Genomic DNA, 18,162 nt, shown 5'->3' with positions numbered 1-18,162 from the left:
GGCGCCCCTGCGCTGCCGGCTGCCGCCCGACTGCCCGCTGCTACGCTGATCAGGCTTCGCAAAGCAAAGACGGCGCCCGGCTGGTATACAGCAGCCGGGTTCGTTGATTGAGACTCTGAATGTTAAGGTAAAACGGCACCTGCGGCTGCAGGAAAAACCTGGGCAGGATATCGATCCAAGCACCGCGCTTACATTAACAGACGATACCCACAACCACAAAAAACCTATAACATCAAATGGTTACCTATTAAAATGGGCGCATCTGCCGTGAGACAATGCGCCATAAAGCTTAGTATTCCGCCACCTCGCGCGCCATTTCGCGCGTATATTGCCGACTGGCGTTAACCAGCATCTGCGTATAGGCCATCTGCGCCTGGCCGCTGACCAGCGCATCGACCGTCAGGGTTTCGAGGATCTTCCCGTACTGCATCACCGCCACTTTCTGTCATAAGTGGGCAATAACCCCAAGATCGTGGGTGACCATCAGGTAAGTGAGCTTAGCCTCCCGCTGCAGTTCCGCCAGCAGGTTAAGGATCTCAGCCTGCACCGACACATCCAGCGCCGACGTCGGCTCATCCAGCAGCAGCACCTGAGGCTCAAGAATCAGCGCTCTGGCTATCGCCACGCGCTGCCGCTGCCCGCCGGAGAGCTGATGCGGATAACGCTCGCGAAAGGCGCGGTTGAGGCCAACTTTATCCAGCAGCACATTGATCCGCCGGTCGCGGTCGTTGATACGATGGATCTGCAGCGGCTCTTCGAGGATATCGCCAATGGTGTGACGGGGATGCAGCGATCCGTAGGGGTCCTGAAATACCATCTGCACCTGACGGCAGCGCTCGCGGCTAATTTCATGCCCTAAGGGCTGAGCATCGATGGTCAGTTCCCCCTGCCAGTGGGTAAACAGCCCCGCCAGGCACTTGAGCACCGTCGTTTTACCGGAACCGGACTCTCCTACCAGACCGTAGATCTCGCCGGGCTTAACGTGGAAACTGACGTCATACAGCACCTGGTTACGCTTCTCCCCCTCGCCAAACGCGAGGTTGAGATGTTGAACTTCAATCATTATCCGCTCCTTAATCCGTTAACCAGCTGGCCTGACGCTGCAGCACCGGCAGTATCGGGCGACGATGCTGCATATCCGGCAGCGAGTTAATCAATCCCTGAGTGTAGGGGTGACGGGCGTTATCGAGATCTTTAGCGGCGATGGACTCCACTACCCGTCCGGCGTACATCACCAGCACCCGGTCGCAGAAGCTGCGCACCAGGTTGATATCGTGGCTGATAAAAATCAGCCCCAACCCGCGCGACTGAACCAGGTCATCCAGCAGGCCCAGCACCTGCAGGCGCACCGACACGTCCAGCGCGGAGGTGGGCTCATCGGCAATGATCAGCTCCGGGTCGGTAATCAGCATCATGGCGATCATGATGCGCTGTCCCTGTCCGCCGGATATTTCATGCGGATAAAGCTGATAAACGCGCTCCGGCTGGCGAATACGCACCACCTCCAGCATCTCCAGCGCCCTGGCTTTCGCCTCATCTTTGCGCCCGGGATGATGAGTAAGCCAGGCCTCGGCGATTTGCTTACCCACGCAGACCACCGGATTCAGCGAATATTTCGGATCCTGCATAATCATCGAGATACGTTTGCCGCGTACGCCGCGCATCTGCGCTTCGCTAAGATGCTGCAGATCGAGGTCGGCAAACTGCATCCGGCTGGCGCTGACGCGGGCCTTTTTCGGATGCAGCTGCAGCAGCGCGCGCCCAACGGTGGACTTACCCGAACCGGACTCGCCGACAATAGCCAGCTTCTCATGCCCCAGCTGGAAGGAGACGCCGCGCACGGCGTGGGTCACCGCGCTACCGTTAACAAAGTCGACGCACAAATCGCGCACGTCGAGCAGCGGTGCATTATTCACTACGGGGATCGAGGATGTCACGTAGGCCATCTCCTAAGAAGTTGAACGCTAAGCTATTGATCAAAATCGCCAGCCCCGGAATGGTTACGACCCACCAGCACTCCATCATATAAGTGCGCCCGCTGGAGATCATCGCTCCCCACTCCGGCTCTGGCGGCTGCGCGCCGAGGCCGAGAAAGCCGAGGCCGGCCGCGGTCAGAATGATCCCGGCCATATTCATGGTGATACGGATAATGACCGAGGGCAGACACAGCGGCACGATATGGCGCCAGAGGACGCGGGCCGATGAAGCGCCCTGCAGACGCACGGCGGAGATAAAATCAGCCTGGCGCAGAGAGAGCGTTTCGGCGCGCGCCAGACGGGCAATCGGCGGCCAGGCGGTCAGCGTGATGGCGATAACCACGTGCTCCAGCCCCGGTCCTAAAGCGGCGACAAACGCCAGCGCCAGGACCAGACTCGGGAAGGAGATGAAAATATCGGTGACGCGCATCAGCACCATATCGACTTTACCGCCGAAATAGCCGGCACTGACGCCCAGCAGCAGTCCGAGCGGACCGACGGTCACTGAGACCAGCAGCACGATATAGAGCGTGATGCGGGAGCCATACACCAGGCGACTAAAGATATCCCGGCCAAACTCATCGGTGCCGAACCAGTGCTGCGCATTCGGCGCGACCAGCGCACTATTCAGGTCCTGTACCAGCGGGTTATAAGGCGCAATCAGCGGCGCGAAAATCGCCACCACCAGCAGCATAAAGATAATTCCTCCGCCGATGGCCGTGAGCGGATTGCGCGCCATTTTGCCGATAAACCCGACGGCCCGCGCCGCCGCGCGTTGCAGCCGCTGACGGCCTTCGCCCGCACCACCCGAAAGCGGCGAATCCAGAGAAACGGTCATGATTTTGTCCTCGGGTCAAAGAATTGATACAGCATGTCGGAGAGCAGGTTGAGCATCACGAAGATCACCCCCACCAGCAGCACGCAGCCCATCACCGCATTCATATCGCCCAGCAGCAAGCTTCCGGTAAGGTAGGAGCCAAACCCCGGCCATGAGAAGACGGTTTCAATCAGCACCGCGCCTTCCAGCAGCGCGCCGTAGGCCAGCGCCACCACCGTCAGCAGTTGCACGAGGATGTTACGAAACGCATGGTTCCAGATAACCTGGCGCTCGGTCAGCCCTTTCACCCGGGCGGTAATAATGAACTCCTGCGACAGCTGGGCTAACATAAAGCTGCGGGTCATACGGCTGATATAAGCCAGCGAGTGAAAACCCAGCAGCGAGGCGGGAAGAATCAGATGATTAATGGCGTTCCAGAACACCTGGCCGTTGCCGGCCAGCAGCGCATCAACGGTCATCAGCCCGGTGCGGCGCGGCACCATACCATCCAGCCCGAGGTCTACCCTCCCGGCGCCGCCTACCCAGCCAAGCCAGGCATAGAACACCAGCAGCCCCATCATCCCGACCCAGAAGATCGGCGTCGAGTAGCCCGCCAGGCTGATAATGCGTACCACATAATCGGAGACGCTATTGCGCCGCGCCGCCGCCAACACGCCCAGCGGAATACCAAGACCCGCGCCGACAATAATCGCCATCGTTGCCAGCTCCATGGTGGCCGGGAAGACGCGGATAATATCGTCCACCACCGGTTTCCCGGTCAGCAGCGCGTTGCCCAGATCGCCGTGCAACAGGTTGACGAAATAGATGCCAAACTGGGTGGTCAGCGATTTATCAAACCCCAGCTGCTGGTAAACCTGCTGATAGGTACTCTGGTCAGCATCCGGGCCGACAATCGCCAGCACCGGGTCGATGGGCATGACGCGGCCAATGGTAAAGGTCAGCAGCAGCAGGCCGAACAGTGTAATCACCACCTGCAGTAGCCGTTTTGATAAGCGCCGGCCGCGTGAGCCGGGCGCAAGGATTGCGGTACTCATCCTTTCTCTCCTTCGCGGACTTTATAGACGTCACGCAGAAAAGTGGTGGCGGAGGGGTGCGGCTGATACTCCCGTACCTCGTTGCGCACGACGACCGAATCAACCATCTGCGAAAGCGGAATTAAAGCCGGAACCAGCTGGTCGTAGCGTGTCTGGATGGCCTGGTAGTCAGCCACCTGTTTTTGCGGATCGCGTTCCAGCAGGGCCTGGTCAATCATCGTATTCAGTTGCGGGTCGTAAAAACCGGTACGCCAGCCCTGGAAGTTGGTCAGGCGCGCCTTATCGCTGTTATCCGGGTTATAGACCAGCGCGCGCAGGCTGGAGTGCGGATGCGGCTCCATCCCGCTGCCGCCGCGACCTACCAGCAGGTCAAATTTACGCTCGCGCATTGCGCCGTAGATCTGGTTACCAGTGCCGGTGATGATTTTGGCGTTAATCCCCGCCTGCATCAGCGTCGACTGCACGGCGATAGCGATGTTAAGAAATGGCTGATCGGAGAGTACCCGCAGCGTGGTATCAAAGCCGTTGGGATATCCCGCTTCCGCCAGCAGCTTTTTCGCCCGCGCCACATCCAGCCTGTAGCCGGGATCGGGTAGCGTGGACGGCATTCCCGCTTTGATAGGCCGCTGGTGCAGCACGCCGTAGCCCGGCATCAGCGCTTTATTGATACCCTGGTAATCAATCAGATAGCGCACCGCCTCGCGCACTTTCGGATTGGCGAAGTGCGCCTCTTTCATGCTCATCGCCACGTAGTACATGGTGCCGCGCTGCACCGCATCGACGGTCAGCTGCGGGTCGCTGCGCAGGGCGTTGATATCGAAAACCGCCATATTGTTGGCAATATCAAGGTCGCCTTTTTCGATCATCAGGCGCAGAGTTTGCGACTCCTGGAAATGACGCAGTACCACGCGGCTCATTTTCGCCTCGCCGCGCCAGTAGTCAGGGTTGCGCTTCATGCGCAGCACCTCTTTTGCCTGCCAGGTTTCCAGCGTAAACAGCCCGGAACCGGCTTCATGGGTGGTTAGCCAGCGGTTTCCCCAATCGTTATCCTGCTGGTGGCTTTGCACCGTTTTACTGTCCAGCACCCCGAGGTTGCCCAGCGCCGCCAGCGAGTAAATCACCAGTTGCGGATCGTTATCTTTGGGTAATACGATTTGCACCGTGAAGCGGTCCGGCGCGCTGACCTGGCTGTCGATATTTTTCTTACTGAAGCCATAGGATTTCCATACCGAGGCCTGGGCCAGGTTGAGGTGCAGGATGCGCCGCATTGACCACACGACGTCGGCGGCGGTCAGCGGGTTGCCGGAGTGAAACTTAACGTCATCGCGCAGATGAAAGGTCAGGGTTTTGCCGTCGGGGCTGATATCCCAGGATTTCGCCAGCGCGGGCCTGACGGTGGTGAGCTGCTCAGGGTCAAGCTCCACCAGCGAGTCGTAGAGGTTGACCACGATCCCCACCACTTCGTTACCGGTCATCGCCGCCGGGTCAAGGGTGAGCAGGTTATTCATATTCATGCCGATGATCAGCTGGTCGGGCGGCGTTTTCGCCACCGCCTCCCCGCTCCCCATCGACATGGCGAGCGCGAGAATACACGCTCCCAGTAAGGAGGTTTTTTTCATATCTCTGTTTGCCTGTACTGTAGGGTACATGTTGCCGGATGGCGGCATTTTCGGCTTATCCGGTCTACCGGGCCGCAGGCTCGATAAGCGCAGCGCCATCGGGTATTTATTTTTTTAAATCAGTCGTGGCTAACGGTATTGGCTTCGATATACGCAAAATTAATGTCTTCACCGAGACCCGGACGTTGTGACAAATGCACAAATCCCTGGTCATCCATCGGGTCGACAATGCTGTTGAGATAGGCCGCCGGTTCATCGTAGTCGAGGAACGGATGCAGCAGGCCGCGCTCGTACCAGCGGCAGTTGCGGATCGCGCCCACCACCGCCAGGCTTGCCGCTCCGTTGCCGTGGACTTCGCAATCCATGCCGAAAGATTCCGCCAGCGCCGCCACCTTCATGGTCGGTGTAATCCCCCCCACGCCGTTAGCGCCGGCGCGCAGAATGTCGCAGGCCCCGGCTTTCACCCATTCGGCGCGCATGTGGTGCTTGCCGCCGAAGCTCTCCGGCCCGACGATGGGAATCGACAGGTTTTCCGCCAGCCACGCATAGGAGGACATCGAATCCTCCTCCATCGGCTCTTCAAACCAGGCGAAATTGAGTTTTTCCAGCTCTTTGCCGATCCACAGCGCCTCGGCGCGGCTGTACCAGTGATAGCCATCAATCATCAGGTCAATATCCGGCCCTACGGCTTCGCGCACCGCCGCGCAGGCTTTAATGTCCATTTTGGGATTGGGCGCAAAAGAGATTGGCGGCATCCAGGTGTGCAGTTTGATGGCCTTGTAGCCGCGGGCGACCAGCTTCTCAGCAAAAGCGGCATACTCTTCCGGGGTCGACAGGCCGCCCGGCAGATCGTCGCCGCACATGGTGCTACCGTAAGCCGGGACAGTGTCGCGATAGCCGCCGAGCAGTTTATAAACCGGCATCTTAAGGCTGCGGCCGATCAGGTCCCACAGCGCCTGTTCAACAAACGACAGCGCGCGCTCCGTTAGCTGATGTGCGCTGCCGCGCTGCCAGTGGTTAAGATCCTGCCAGATACGCTCACGGTTAAACGGGTCCTGTCCCACCAGCACTTTGCGAAAAAAAGTATTCACCACGAACGGGCGCACGACTTCCGGAGGCGCAAACGAAAAGCCCTGCGCCCCATCATCAGCGGTGATGGTCAGCATCGCCATTTTGGCCATGCTTTCAACCCCCGGATGGGAGTGCCCGGCGCTGTCGGAAACCCGACGAGTGGGATATTGGAAAACGGTGACATTCACAGATTCAATTTTCATGCTCGGTCCTTATCACGGCCAAATCCGATCGACATAAGCAGATCGGCAAAGCGGTTTTACATTATTGAAAATACGTTTCAATATATAATCTAAGCACAACTTCGTAGTAGTGCCTCGGACAAACACCGCTAAGCAAGGCCATAAATTTGGGCATTGGCACAACAAGACGTGACTGTTTTCACAAAAGATGAGCGAAATGTGAGGCAGATCGACCAGGAGAAAAAAGGGCGTGAGCGCAGAGAAGAGATTAACCGACCAGCTACATCCCGGGAATGTCTGCGCCCACAAATGGCTGACTTAAACCGCCGCCGCTGGCTCCGCGCTAAGCGCTTCCAGCAGTTCAGGTAAGGTTTGATAGCGGCCAGCGGCGGCCTGAAAACGCGCGTGCTGGCTATCTTCTGCAATCACTATCGTGGCAATCCCCGCCGACTGGGCCGCGCAAAAGCCGGTAAAGCTATCCTCAATCACCAGACACTGGCTGGCGTTGAGATTGAGCTTGCGCAGCGTCGTCAGATAAACCGCCGGATGTGGCTTTCCACGTTCTTCATCATCTGCGCTGCAAACCACGTCGAAAAAGTGCCAGAGCGAAAGCTTGTTCAGCACAGCGGCAATAACCTGGCGGGATGATGACGTGGCGAGCGCAATTTGATAGCCCGCCTCACGAAAATAGCGTAACGCCTCATGCACGCCGTGCATCGGCTCGGCTTCGGTGGCGATCAGGCCGGTAATACGCTGCAATATCGCGGCTTCAAGCCGCTGCGGAGCGAGATCAAGCTGAAAATAGCGGCACCAGGTGCCGGCAATGTCGTCGAGGCGCTTGCCCTTGGTCAGGGTTTCACACTCATCCACGCTCGCCGTTGCGCCCCACTGCGCGAGGGCGTCAATCTGCGCCTGGCGCCACAGCGCCTCGGAATCAATAATCACGCCATCCATGTCAAAAATAACCGCCTGCATACTCATTCGTTCACCTCATTAAGGCTGGCATGCGCTTCATGCCAGCCGCATCACCTAAGAGAATTCAACCTGCTCGCGGGCGGTTGCTTCCTTGTGGGAGAACCCCGGCTGCTCCACGCGGATAAAGGCGCAGAGGAAAAAGGCCACCACGTACAATGCGGTATAGGCGATCACCACCCCGATGGTGCTGAAGAACGGCAGCAGCACCACGGCAATCGCCGGCGCGAGAAAGTTCGACATCCCCGCCGACAGGTTATAGACCGAAATGGCCGCGCCTTTATGCTTCGGCTCCAGCGCCGGGAACACGGCCGCCAGCGGCACGAAGGCGGCGACAAAGATCCCGAGGGCGATGGCGGGGATCAGCGCCATCGCAAAGCTATGGCCAAAGTGCTGAGGAATGTAGTAAAACGCCAGGCTGGAGAGCGCCATCCCGATGCAGCCGAACCAGCGCACCACCTTCATCCAGCCAAGTTTTTCCCCGAGGATCCCCCACAGCACGTTAGAGAAAATGGTGGTGAAGAAGAAGACTGCCCATACCTGGAGCCATTCTGAAGTGCTGAAGCCCAGCTCATCGACAAACATCATCGGCATAATGACCGCAAAGCCGAACAGCGAGAGGGTATTGATAATCCTCACCATGCTCGACAGCAGAATATTGCGGTTGGTATAGAGCAGCGTCGCGGCGCGTCCCAGCTCGGAAAACTTCTCACGGGTGGTGAGATTCTGCATATGCTGCGGCGTTTGAATATGGCGCAGGGAAACCAGGGCAATCACGCCCCCGGTAAGGCAGAAGGCCAGCGCCAGCCACAGGGTGCCCATTTCGCCAATGTGGGGAATGGTAAAGCTCGGAATATAGCTGCCGAAGACCCCGATGCCGATGGAATACACCGCCCAGAACCAGCCGATGGCCGAGCTGGCGTTGTCGCTTTTGACGTTATGGACAATCGCCACGATAAACGAGTAGAGGAACAGCGGATAGGCGAAGCCGCGGATGCCGTAGAAAAGCAGGATCAGCGCATAGTTGGCGTGACCGAGGCCGAAAACGAGGAACAGCACGTGGAATACGCACCACAGCACGAAGCCAATCATCATCGTTTTCAGCGGGGTGATAATTTCCGCCACCACCCCGGAAATCCACGCCGACAGCGCAGCGGCCAGGCCGTAGAGGGTAAAGGCAAAGGAGGCCTCCGCCGGAGAGAAGCCGAGCGCTTTGATATAGTGCGACAGAAAGGCTAATTCAAAACCGTCGCCGGTCATAAATACGGCAATGGCGATGTATCCCCAGAGCAGGTTCAAGGGTAAACCGAGCCACTGTTTATTATTGATAGACATAATGACCTCGTTTTCAGGGTACAGGGTGGCCGCTCCGCGGCGTGCAACGAAGCGGCGGTTATGATGAAAATCAGTGCTGTCGATAGTGCAGATCGTTTAAATACAGGGCTTTAAACTGCGCGTAGCGTTGCATCAGGGTGTGGTGGCGAATGGGATCCGCACGCCAGGTCTGCCAGACTTCCGGTTTTTCACACACCGCGGCAATGGGTTTGCCCGCCGCCAGGCAGGCCAGCCGCGCCGCGCCCAGCGCGCCGCCGGTCTCTCCGCCTTTGTGGGTCACCACCGGCATAGCGAGAATATCGGCCAGCAGCTGGGCCCAGAACGGGCTGCGGGCGCCGCCGCCCACCAGCGAGCACTGCGCGATCGGCGTCCCGCTCTCTTTTAACGCCTGCAGGCCGTCGTTGATCCCAAAGCTCACCCCCTCCAGCACCGCGTAGCCTAGCTGCGCGCGCAGGCTGGCATGGGTCATGCCCCAGAAGATGCCGCGCGCGTCAGGATCGTTATGCGGGGTTCGTTCCCCGGAGAGATAGGGCAGGAAGAACGGGGCGTTGGCTTTATCCTCCTCGCTTAGCTCGGCAATCTCCGCCAGCAGCGCCACCTCCGTGGTGCCGGTCAGGCGGCAGAACCACTGCAAACAGCTGGCGGCGCTCAGCATGACGCTCATCTGGTGCCACAGGTTCGGCAGCACGTGACAAAACGCATGTACCGCCGACTGCGGCGCCGGACGATAGGCGTCGGTCACCACAAACAGCACCCCGGAGGTGCCGAGCGAAATAAACGCATCCCCCGGCGAGACCGCGCCGACGCCAATGGCGCTGACCGCGTTATCCCCCCCGCCCCCGGCCACCACCACCGAGGCGTTCAGCCCCCAGCGCGCAGCCACCTGCGGGTCAAGGGTGGCGGAAACCTCGCAGCCTTCGACCAGCGTCGGCATTTGGCTACGCGACAGGCCGCACTTGTCCAGCAGAGCGTCGGACCAGTCGCGCTTCGCCACGTCCAGCCACAGCGTCCCGGCGGCGTCCGACATATCGGAGACTTTCTTCCCGGTCATCCGGTAGCGCAGATAATCCTTGGGCAACAGCACCGTGGCGGTGCGCTGAAAGTGCTGCGGCTCATGACGGCGCACCCACAACAGCTTCGGCGCGGTAAAGCCCGGCATCGCCAGGTTTCCCGCCACCTGATGCAGCTCCGGCGCCATCGCCTCCAGCTCGGCGCACTCTGCGGCGCAGCGGGTGTCGTTCCACAGAATGGCCGGACGGATCGCCTGCCCCTCTGCATCCAGCAACACCGCGCCGTGCATCTGCCCGGAGAGGCCAATCGCCTTAATGGCCGGCCAATGCTGGGCGCATTTTTCCCGTAGCGTGGCCATCAGGTACTCCGTCGCCTCCCACCATAGCTCCGGCGCTTGTTCTGACCAGTGCGGATGAGGCCGCTGAATACTCAGCGGCGCGCTATGGCTGGCGATAACCTCATGGTTCTCATCAATGACCAGCGCTTTGACTTCCGATGTGCCGAGATCGATACCCAGATACATAGCCACCTCTTAGTTAATCAGCGTGTAAACGGCGGCGACTTTCTCGCGCATCAGCGCCAGGAAATCCGCGTTGTTGGCGAGATCACCAAACAGGGCTTTATCGCGCGCGTAGACAGCCACCGGATCCTGAGCCTCGAACATCTCATGCACCGCCTGCGCATCCAGGATGCCGTCCTGGTACTGATACGGCAGAGTTCCCTTGTGCCACTGCTCCATAAAGACGAAGAACAGCGCCGGCAGCATGGCGGTCGCTTCCGGGCGGACGCCGCGCTGGTAGCACTCCTGCAAGGTTGGCGCGATCATCGCCGGAATTTTCGAGAAGCCGTCGGCGGCGACGCGCTGGTTGGTGTCCTGGATATAGGGGTTGGTAAAGCGCTTAAGCACCACATCCCGGTAGGTCGGCAGATCAATGCCGTTGTCGCCGAGACACGGAATAACGTCCTCCGTAACGTAGCGGTCGGCAATGGCGTAGATAACATCGGTCAGCGTGCTTTCATGAATATACTGCTGGCCGATTAAGGTTCCCGCCCAGGCAATGCAGCTGTGCGACGCGTTCAGAATGCGAATTTTCGCCTCTTCATACGGGATGACCGACTCCACCATCTCCACGCCGACCGCCTCCAGATTCGGGCGGGCATCGCGGAAGTTGTTCTCCACTACCCACTGGATAAAGGTCTCCCCCATCACCGGCGCTTTGTCATCAATTCCGGTTTGCGCTTTGATGCGGGCCGGCAGATCGGCCGCCGGACGCGGGGTGATGCGGTCCACCATGGTGTTCGGACAGGTGGTATTGGCCGCCATCCAGTCAATCACCGCCTGTTTGCCGGTGAGCTGCAGGAACTCGACCATACCGTCGTGGAAACGCTCGCCGTTATGACGCACGTTATCGCAGTTGAGCAGGGTCAGCGGCCCGGCGTTGTCGGCCATGCGCTTTTCCAGGATCCGCGCGAGGGTGCCGTAAATGGTTTTGCACTCGCCTTGCAGGTCGGCCTGCAGATCGGGGTTGCTGGTTTCCAGCTGATGGCGAGTGTTCAGGTAGTACCCCCCTTCCGTCACGGTAAAGGCGATAACTTTGGTCTGCGGGTTTGCCCCTTCGTTAATCAGCGGCTGTAGCCCGGCCTGCCACGGTAGCAGTTTCTGGATTGAGGTGATCTCTTCATATTCGCGCTCCCCTTCCGGGCTGACGGTCTCGAGGACGTAACGTCCTCCCTGCGCCGCCAGCGCCTGGACCACCTGCTCGGCGTCGTTGCGAATATTCCCCGCCGCGATGCGCCAGCGATTATCCCCGGAAGCAATCAGACGATGCAGATACCACGCCTGATGCGCGCGATGAAAAGAACCCAGACCGATATGAAGCCATGTGAATTGATTGTTCATGTTCTGCTCTCCTTGAGTTGATGGCGCCACTGTAATTGATCATTTGACCAAAATAAGAGCCATGGATCACAAAAGAGCAATTACCCAATTAAATTACAAATGACCAGTAAAGAGCAAAAGCTTGCCAGTTATGCCAACCACGGCGAGAATGCGGGTATTCGCCGGGCCAATTGCGTGCCCTGGCCAGCAACTTAGGGCGGGAAACCATGAGTAAAGAAGACGATATCCGGTTGGATCAGAAGGTGCGTGCCGCATGGATGTACTACATCGCCGGCCAGAATCAGAGCGAGATTGCCAGCCAGCTGGGCACCTCCAGACCGGTGGTGCAACGGCTGATCGCCGCCGCGAAAGAAGAAGGGATTGTGTCGATTAATCTGCACCATCCGGTAGCGAACTGCCTCGATTATGCGCAGTTGCTGCAGGAAAAATACCGCTTGATCGAGTGCAATGTGGTCCCCGCCTTTAGCGAAGAAAGCACCCTCGACAGTGTGTCATTTGGCTGCTATCAGCTGATGGCTCGCTATCTGCAGGATGATAAAGAGAAAATTATCGGTCTGGGCTCGGGCCTGACCCTGAAAAAAGCGCTGCAGCGCATCGATTTTGACAGCCTGAATACCCGCTGCGTGGCGCTGATCAGCGCCATGAACGCCGACGGGCAGTGCAATTATTACGATGACGTGCCCCTGCTGCTGACCCGCAAAATTAAGGCCAAGTACTATCAGTGGCCGGCGCCGCGCTACGCCCAAAGCGCGGATGAGTATGAAATGTGGTGCACCAATCGCTTATTCCGCAGCGTCTCCGGCGTCGCCCGCGAGGCGGACGTGATTTTTGTCGGTATTGGTCCGCTGGGCACGCAAAGTCCGATCTTTAAAGACGGCTTTATCAATCAGGCGCAGATGGATGAGCTGACCGCCCGCGGCGGCATCGGGGAGATCCTTGGGCGGTTTATTGATGCGCAAGGCGACGTGGTAGACAGCGAGATCAACCGCATGATCACCAGCTATGATATCCGCCAGAGCCACTGCCCGCGGATTGCCGCTGCCTGTGGAGAACATAAACGACCGGCGATCCTGGCCGCCCTTAAAGGCGGCTGGATTAATGGCCTGGTGACCGATGAGCATACCGCCCGCTGGCTGCTGACGCGGTAACGTCGAACAGCCAGACAGCGAATCAGCTGCTGCTCATCAGTCGCGGGGGAATTTCAATCCGCTGCTGGCTGGCTTCGCCGGCGTCAATAATCGAAAAAACCGCGTCCAGCATCGCCGGCACGTCCTGCTGCACCATGTCGATATCGTGCCCCAGCAGGTAGACAAAAGGATCCCAGTCGAAGCAGCCCATCGGCGGCTGCTCGCTGCCGGTTAGCCCCACCTGCGACAGCCAGCGCACAACCCCTTCCAGGGATATCGTCGAGTTAACAAATATCCCCTGCAACAACGTCTTCGCGCTGCCAAACCGCTCCTGCAGGCAGTCCTCAACGTGGCCTTTCGAATAGCCGGGGGCCAGAATATTCGCCTGCGGCACGCTAAGCCCCAGCTCGCGATGCGCATCGTGGAAGCCGCGTAAACGCTCGCTGGTGTTATGGTCGCTGCTGCGCCCGCCGATAAAGGTCAGCGGCGCCAGCTCTCCGCGGCGGCGGGCGCTATTAGCCAGGATCTTATGAGTCAGCGCTTTCGCGCCGCCGTAGTTATCCGAAATCACCGACGGCGAGAGAGAGCCCGGCAGGTCGAGATTGACCGTTGGCACGCCCGCCTGCTGGCATAGCGCGGAAATTTTATCCGGATTGGTCGCCCCGGTCGCGACCACCCAGTCAACCTGCCAGGAGAGCATCGCCTTTACCGCTTCGATCTCCAGTTCCGGACGCCGGCGCGTACAGGTGATAATCGGCAGCAGGCCGCGCTCGCGGGCCATCTCCTCAAAGCGTTCGGCGATGGAACCGAAGTAGCGGTTATCATATTTGGGGATAATCATACCGATGACGTGTGATTTTTTACTGCGCAGCATGCTGGCCTGACGGTTAATCGCATAGCCCTGCTCCTCGGCAATCCGCGTCACCTTTTCCGCAAGCTTGGCGCTGATGCGGCGCTTTTTCCAGTTACCGTTGAGGATAGCGCTCACCGCGCTCGCCGAAACGCCGGAAAGTTCCGCCAGGTCGTAAATCGTTATCTTCTTCATTTTTCCAACTTGCGTCACAAAATCATGTCGCTGTTAATTTCCCCACTTGCTCAATCGATGAAGCGAGAGCAACATAGCTTCATCGATTGAGCATCCTTTTCACGCCAGGAAGTACGCGCGCATACCGCCTCAACATGCCAGCAAGCCTGAATTAAGATGCTGATATTCAATATGTTACCAGTTTTAGTCTATCACCTCGAACGTGATGCCCTCGCGTTCGATAGTTTTAACCAGACACGGCAAAGGATTATAAAATGAACCACTCTGTCTCCTCTATGAATACTTCCCTCAGCGGTAAAGTCGCCGCGATCACCGGCGCGGCGTCCGGTATCGGCCTCGAGTGCGCGAGGACCCTGCTGGGGGCTGGCGCAAAAGTAGTGCTAATCGACCGCGAAGGCGAAAAGCTCAACAAACTGGTCGCCGAACTTGGCGAAAACGCCTTCGCCCTGCAGGTCGACCTGATGCAGGCGGACCAGGTCGATAACCTACTGCAGGGCATTTTGCAGCTTACCGGGCGTCTCGATATCTTCCACGCCAACGCCGGCGCCTATATCGGCGGGCCGGTGGCCGAGGGCGACCCGGACGTCTGGGACCGCGTGCTGCACCTCAATATCAACGCCGCCTTCCGCTGCGTGCGCAGCGTCCTGCCGCATCTGATCGCGCAAAAATCCGGGGATATTATCTTCACCAGCTCGATCGCGGGCGTGGTGCCGGTGATCTGGGAGCCTGTCTATACCGCGTCGAAATTCGCGGTGCAGGCATTTGTGCACACCACTCGTCGCCAGGTGGCGCAGTATGGCGTGCGCGTCGGCGCCGTACTGCCGGGCCCGGTGGTTACCGCTCTGCTGGACGACTGGCCAAAAGCCAAAATGGACGAAGCGCTGGCCAACGGCAGCCTGATGCAGCCGATTGAAGTGGCGGAGTCGGTGCTGTTTATGGTGACGCGTTCGAAAAACGTCACCGTGCGCGACATTGTGATCCTGCCGAACAGCGTGGATCTCTGACCCTGGCCAGCCTGTGAGAGGATGTGATGCAAAACGATACGCAAAACATTATTGGCGTGGATGTCGGTTCGGGCAGCGTGCGCGCCGGGGTATTCAATCTGCGGGGCGAGCTCCTCGCCCACGCGACCCGGGAAATAACCCTGTTTCGCAGCGCCGGAAACAAGGTCGAGCAGTCGAGCCGTGAGATCTGGCAGGCGGTGTGCTACTGCATTAAAACGGCGGTGGCCAGCGCCGGCGTTTCGCCGTCGTCGATCGCCGGGATCGGCTTCGATGCCACCTGCTCGCTGGTGGTGATTGGCGATAACGATGCGCCGCTGGCGGTCGGGCCTTCGGACGATGCGGACCGCAACATTATTGTCTGGATGGATCATCGCGCCACCGGGCAGGCGGAAAAGATCAATGCCACGGGCCACCCGGTACTGCGGTACGTTGGCGGCAAAATCTCGCCGGAGATGCAAACGCCGAAAATTTTGTGGCTGAAGGAGAATCGCCCGCACATCTATCAGCAGGCGCGCCACTTCTTCGACCTCGCCGATTACCTCACCTGGCGCTCAACCGGCGATGAAGCCCGCTCGGTCTGCACGGTGACCTGTAAATGGACCTACCTGGCGCATGAACAACGCTGGGATGCCGGTTACTTCCGCCAGATTGGCCTCGAAGAGCTGGCGGATGAAGATTTTGTCCGCATCGGCCAGCGGATTGTCGATCCAGGCACCCCCTGCGGCGAGGGCCTTTGCGCCACGGCGGCAGAGGAGATGGGCCTGCCGATCGGTACGCCGGTGGCGGTGGGGATGATTGACGCCCACGCGGGCGGCATCGGTACCGTCGGCGTGCTTAACGGCGCGGTCAACAATATGGCCTATGTCTTCGGCACTTCTTCCTGCACCATGACCACCACTCAGGAAGCGGTATTCGTCCCGGGCGTCTGGGGCCCTTACTATTCGGCGATGGTGCCGGGCTACTGGCTAAGTGAAGGCGGGCAAAGCGCCGCCGGCGCGGCTATCGACCAGCTGCTGAGCTTCCATCCGGCGGCGGCGGAAGCGCGCGAGCAAGCGAAAGCCGCAGGCGTCCCTCTGCCGGTCTGGCTGGCGGATCGCGTTCTGACGCAAGTTGCTTCCCCTTCTGAAGCGGTAACGCTGGCCGCCGGTCTGCACGTCGTTCCGGAGTTTCTCGGTAATCGCGCGCCGCTTGCCGATCCCCACGCGAAAGCGCTGATTGCCGGGCTGGGGATGGAGCGGGACCTGGATAACCTGACCGCGCTGTACGTTGCCGGGCTATGCGGGATTGGCTATGGTCTGCGACAGATCATTGACGCCCAGCGCGCCTGCGGAATTGAGAGTGAAAATATCGTCATCAGCGGCGGAGCCGGGCAGCATCCGCTGGTGCGTCAGCTGTTGGCCGACGCTTGCGGCGTTAGCATCGTGAGCACCGCCAGCCGCGAGCCGGTGCTGTTAGGTTCCGCCATCCTCGGCGCGGTGGCGGGCAGAGTCGCGGCTTCGCTGCCGGAGGCCATGAAGCAGTTTACTCAGGTGGATGCCACCTATCACAGCGAGACGGCGTTTAGCCCGCTTCATCAGCGCAGGTATGCGGCCTATAAGGCGCTACAACAGGCCGGCAGGCTGATTCGCGAATAACATACCTCCTTATTTTATAACAATAATGCTCCGCTGCTATGCAGCGGAGACACTCATCTGCACTCTGAAATCGAGGTCAACATGTCCGTTAATAACAAACAGTGGTACGGTCTACCGCTCAACCTCATCTGGGGATATGTCGCCATCGCCGTGTTTATGACCGGCGACGGCTTTGAGCTGGCTTTTCTGTCGCACTACATCAAAGCACTCGGATTCACCCCGGCGCAGGCTTCCTTTGCCTTTACTCTCTACGGTCTGGCTGCCGCCCTGTCGGCGTGGGTCTCCGGCGTGGTGGCGGAAATCATTACCCCACGTAAAGCCATGCTGATTGGCTTCGTGCTGTGGTGTGTGTTCCACGTACTGTTCCTCGTCTTCGGCCTCGGTCGCGCCAACTATGCGCTGATCCTGCTGTTTTATGGCATCCGCGGCCTGGCCTACCCGCTGTTCCTCTACTCCTTTATCGTCGCCATTATCCACAACGTCCGCAGCGACAGTTCCAGCTCCGCGCTGGGCTGGTTCTGGGCGGTCTACTCGGTGGGTATCGGCGTGTTCGGCAGCTATATTCCGAGCTTTACCATTCCCCACATTGGCGAAATGGGCACCCTGTGGCTGGCGCTGCTCTTTTGCGCCACCGGCGGCATTATTGCGCTGGTGTCGATGCGTCATACCGAAACGCCGCGCCATATGCAGAACCTGACCACTCGTGAAAAATTCGCCGAACTGGGGCGCGCGGCGACGCTGCTCTATACCAACCGCAGCATTCTGTTCTCGAGCATTGTGCGCATTATCAACACCCTGTCGCTGTTTGGTTTTGCGGTGATCATGCCGATGATGTTTGTTGATGAGCTGGGATTTACCACCTCGGAATGGCTGCAGGTATGGGCGGCATTCTTCTTCACCACGATCTTTTCGAACGTTTTCTGGGGGATTATGGCGGAGAAAATGGGCTGGATGAAGGTTATCCGCTGGTTCGGCTGCATCGGGATGGCGCTTTCCAGCCTGGCGTTCTATTACCTGCCCCAGCACTTCGGCCATAATTTTGCCATGGCGCTGGTACCGGCTATTGCCCTGGGGATTTTTGTCGCCGCGTTTGTGCCGATGGCGGCGGTGTTCCCGGCGCTGGAGCCGAACCATAAAGGCGCGGCGATTTCGGTCTATAACCTGTCAGCCGGGCTGTCGAACTTTCTGGCGCCGGCGATTGCCGTGGTACTGCTGCCCTATTTCAGCACTATCGGCGTGGTAATAGCCTATACCGCCTTATATATTCTGGCCTTCTTCCTGTGCCCGTTAATCCGCGTTGAACAGCCTGGCTTTACCAGCGATCAGCATGCGAAACCGTTTACCGCCAACGCGGCAGAGTCTTAATAAACCGCATCTGGTACAAACAACGAGCAATCCGGGCGGGGCCGCCCGG

The 18,162-nt window shown here is 59.0% G+C and carries 14 protein-coding genes and 1 pseudogene; 4 read left to right on the top strand and 11 right to left on the bottom strand.

Going from position 1 to position 18,162, the window contains the following annotated elements; all coding sequences use genetic code 11:
• Nucleotides 1–289 precede the first annotated feature (289 nt).
• The 10 genes and pseudogenes from HMPREF9538_RS0128425 to dalD form a co-directional block, all read right to left on the bottom strand.
• Nucleotides 290–1,063 (bottom strand): annotated as a pseudogene (locus HMPREF9538_RS0128425) (ABC transporter ATP-binding protein).
• 10 nt (nt 1,064–1,073) lie between these two features.
• Nucleotides 1,074–1,937, bottom strand: a complete 864-nt coding sequence (locus tag HMPREF9538_RS03525; protein ID WP_004180551.1) for an ABC transporter ATP-binding protein — start codon at nt 1,935–1,937, stop codon at nt 1,074–1,076.
• Nucleotides 1,909–2,814, bottom strand: a complete 906-nt coding sequence (locus HMPREF9538_RS03530; RefSeq protein WP_004200464.1) for an ABC transporter permease — start codon at nt 2,812–2,814, stop codon at nt 1,909–1,911. Before HMPREF9538_RS03530 ends, HMPREF9538_RS03525 begins: the two co-directional genes overlap by 29 nt.
• The gene (locus HMPREF9538_RS03535; protein ID WP_009486189.1) at nt 2,811–3,848 is read right to left on the bottom strand and encodes an ABC transporter permease; all 1,038 of its coding nucleotides are present in this window, start codon (nt 3,846–3,848) and stop codon (nt 2,811–2,813) included. The genes HMPREF9538_RS03530 and HMPREF9538_RS03535 overlap by 4 nt, the downstream gene beginning before the upstream one ends.
• Entirely contained in the window at nt 3,845–5,467 is a 1,623-nt protein-coding gene (locus tag HMPREF9538_RS03540; protein WP_009486188.1) for an ABC transporter substrate-binding protein, read from the bottom strand. Before HMPREF9538_RS03540 ends, HMPREF9538_RS03535 begins: the two co-directional genes overlap by 4 nt.
• Nucleotides 5,468–5,586: 119 nt before the next feature.
• Nucleotides 5,587–6,741: a mandelate racemase family protein gene (locus HMPREF9538_RS03545; protein WP_002912648.1), complete on the bottom strand. Its 1,155-nt coding sequence runs from the start codon at nt 6,739–6,741 to the stop codon at nt 5,587–5,589.
• A gap of 297 nt (nt 6,742–7,038) precedes the next feature.
• Nucleotides 7,039–7,701, bottom strand: a complete 663-nt coding sequence (locus HMPREF9538_RS03550; RefSeq protein ID WP_009486187.1) for an HAD family hydrolase — start codon at nt 7,699–7,701, stop codon at nt 7,039–7,041.
• A gap of 48 nt (nt 7,702–7,749) precedes the next feature.
• Nucleotides 7,750–9,027 carry a D-arabinitol transporter gene (dalT, locus tag HMPREF9538_RS03555; RefSeq protein ID WP_002912654.1) on the bottom strand — a complete coding sequence of 426 codons (1,278 nt, stop codon included), beginning with the start codon at nt 9,025–9,027 and terminating at the stop codon, nt 7,750–7,752.
• A 70-nt stretch (nt 9,028–9,097) separates the two neighbouring features.
• A complete protein-coding gene (gene xylB, locus HMPREF9538_RS03560; protein ID WP_009486186.1) occupies nt 9,098–10,561 on the bottom strand; it encodes a xylulokinase in 1,464 nt (487 codons plus the stop codon).
• A 9-nt stretch (nt 10,562–10,570) separates the two neighbouring features.
• Complete coding sequence (gene dalD / locus HMPREF9538_RS03565; RefSeq protein ID WP_009486185.1) at nt 10,571–11,938, bottom strand: D-arabinitol 4-dehydrogenase; 1,368 nt, start codon at nt 11,936–11,938, stop codon at nt 10,571–10,573.
• 206 nt (nt 11,939–12,144) lie between these two features.
• Between dalD and HMPREF9538_RS03570 the strand changes: the two genes are divergently transcribed.
• The gene (locus tag HMPREF9538_RS03570) at nt 12,145–13,086 is read left to right on the top strand and encodes a sugar-binding transcriptional regulator (RefSeq protein WP_004144198.1); all 942 of its coding nucleotides are present in this window, start codon (nt 12,145–12,147) and stop codon (nt 13,084–13,086) included.
• Between the two features lie 22 nt (nt 13,087–13,108).
• Here the strand turns inward: HMPREF9538_RS03570 and HMPREF9538_RS03575 are convergent, their stop codons facing one another.
• Nucleotides 13,109–14,110 carry a substrate-binding domain-containing protein gene (locus tag HMPREF9538_RS03575; RefSeq protein ID WP_004180590.1) on the bottom strand — a complete coding sequence of 334 codons (1,002 nt, stop codon included), beginning with the start codon at nt 14,108–14,110 and terminating at the stop codon, nt 13,109–13,111.
• A gap of 254 nt (nt 14,111–14,364) precedes the next feature.
• On the opposite strand from HMPREF9538_RS03575, the gene HMPREF9538_RS03580 reads away from it, so the two are divergent.
• From HMPREF9538_RS03580 to HMPREF9538_RS03590, 3 genes are all read left to right on the top strand, one after another.
• Complete coding sequence (locus HMPREF9538_RS03580) at nt 14,365–15,114, top strand: SDR family oxidoreductase (protein WP_004180592.1); 750 nt, start codon at nt 14,365–14,367, stop codon at nt 15,112–15,114.
• A gap of 26 nt (nt 15,115–15,140) precedes the next feature.
• Nucleotides 15,141–16,748, top strand: coding sequence for an FGGY-family carbohydrate kinase (locus HMPREF9538_RS03585; RefSeq protein ID WP_004214752.1), 1,608 nt, complete (start codon nt 15,141–15,143; stop codon nt 16,746–16,748).
• Nucleotides 16,749–16,829: 81 nt separating this feature from the next.
• A complete protein-coding gene (locus HMPREF9538_RS03590; protein ID WP_004890769.1) occupies nt 16,830–18,113 on the top strand; it encodes an RbtT/DalT/CsbX family MFS transporter in 1,284 nt (427 codons plus the stop codon).
• Nucleotides 18,114–18,162 lie beyond the last annotated feature (49 nt).

The organism is Klebsiella sp. MS 92-3 (genome assembly GCF_000195655.1).
Lineage (GTDB): Bacteria > Pseudomonadota > Gammaproteobacteria > Enterobacterales > Enterobacteriaceae > Klebsiella > Klebsiella pneumoniae.
Note: the sequence above shows the minus strand (reverse complement) of the source record. Positions and strands in the feature narration are given on the sequence as shown.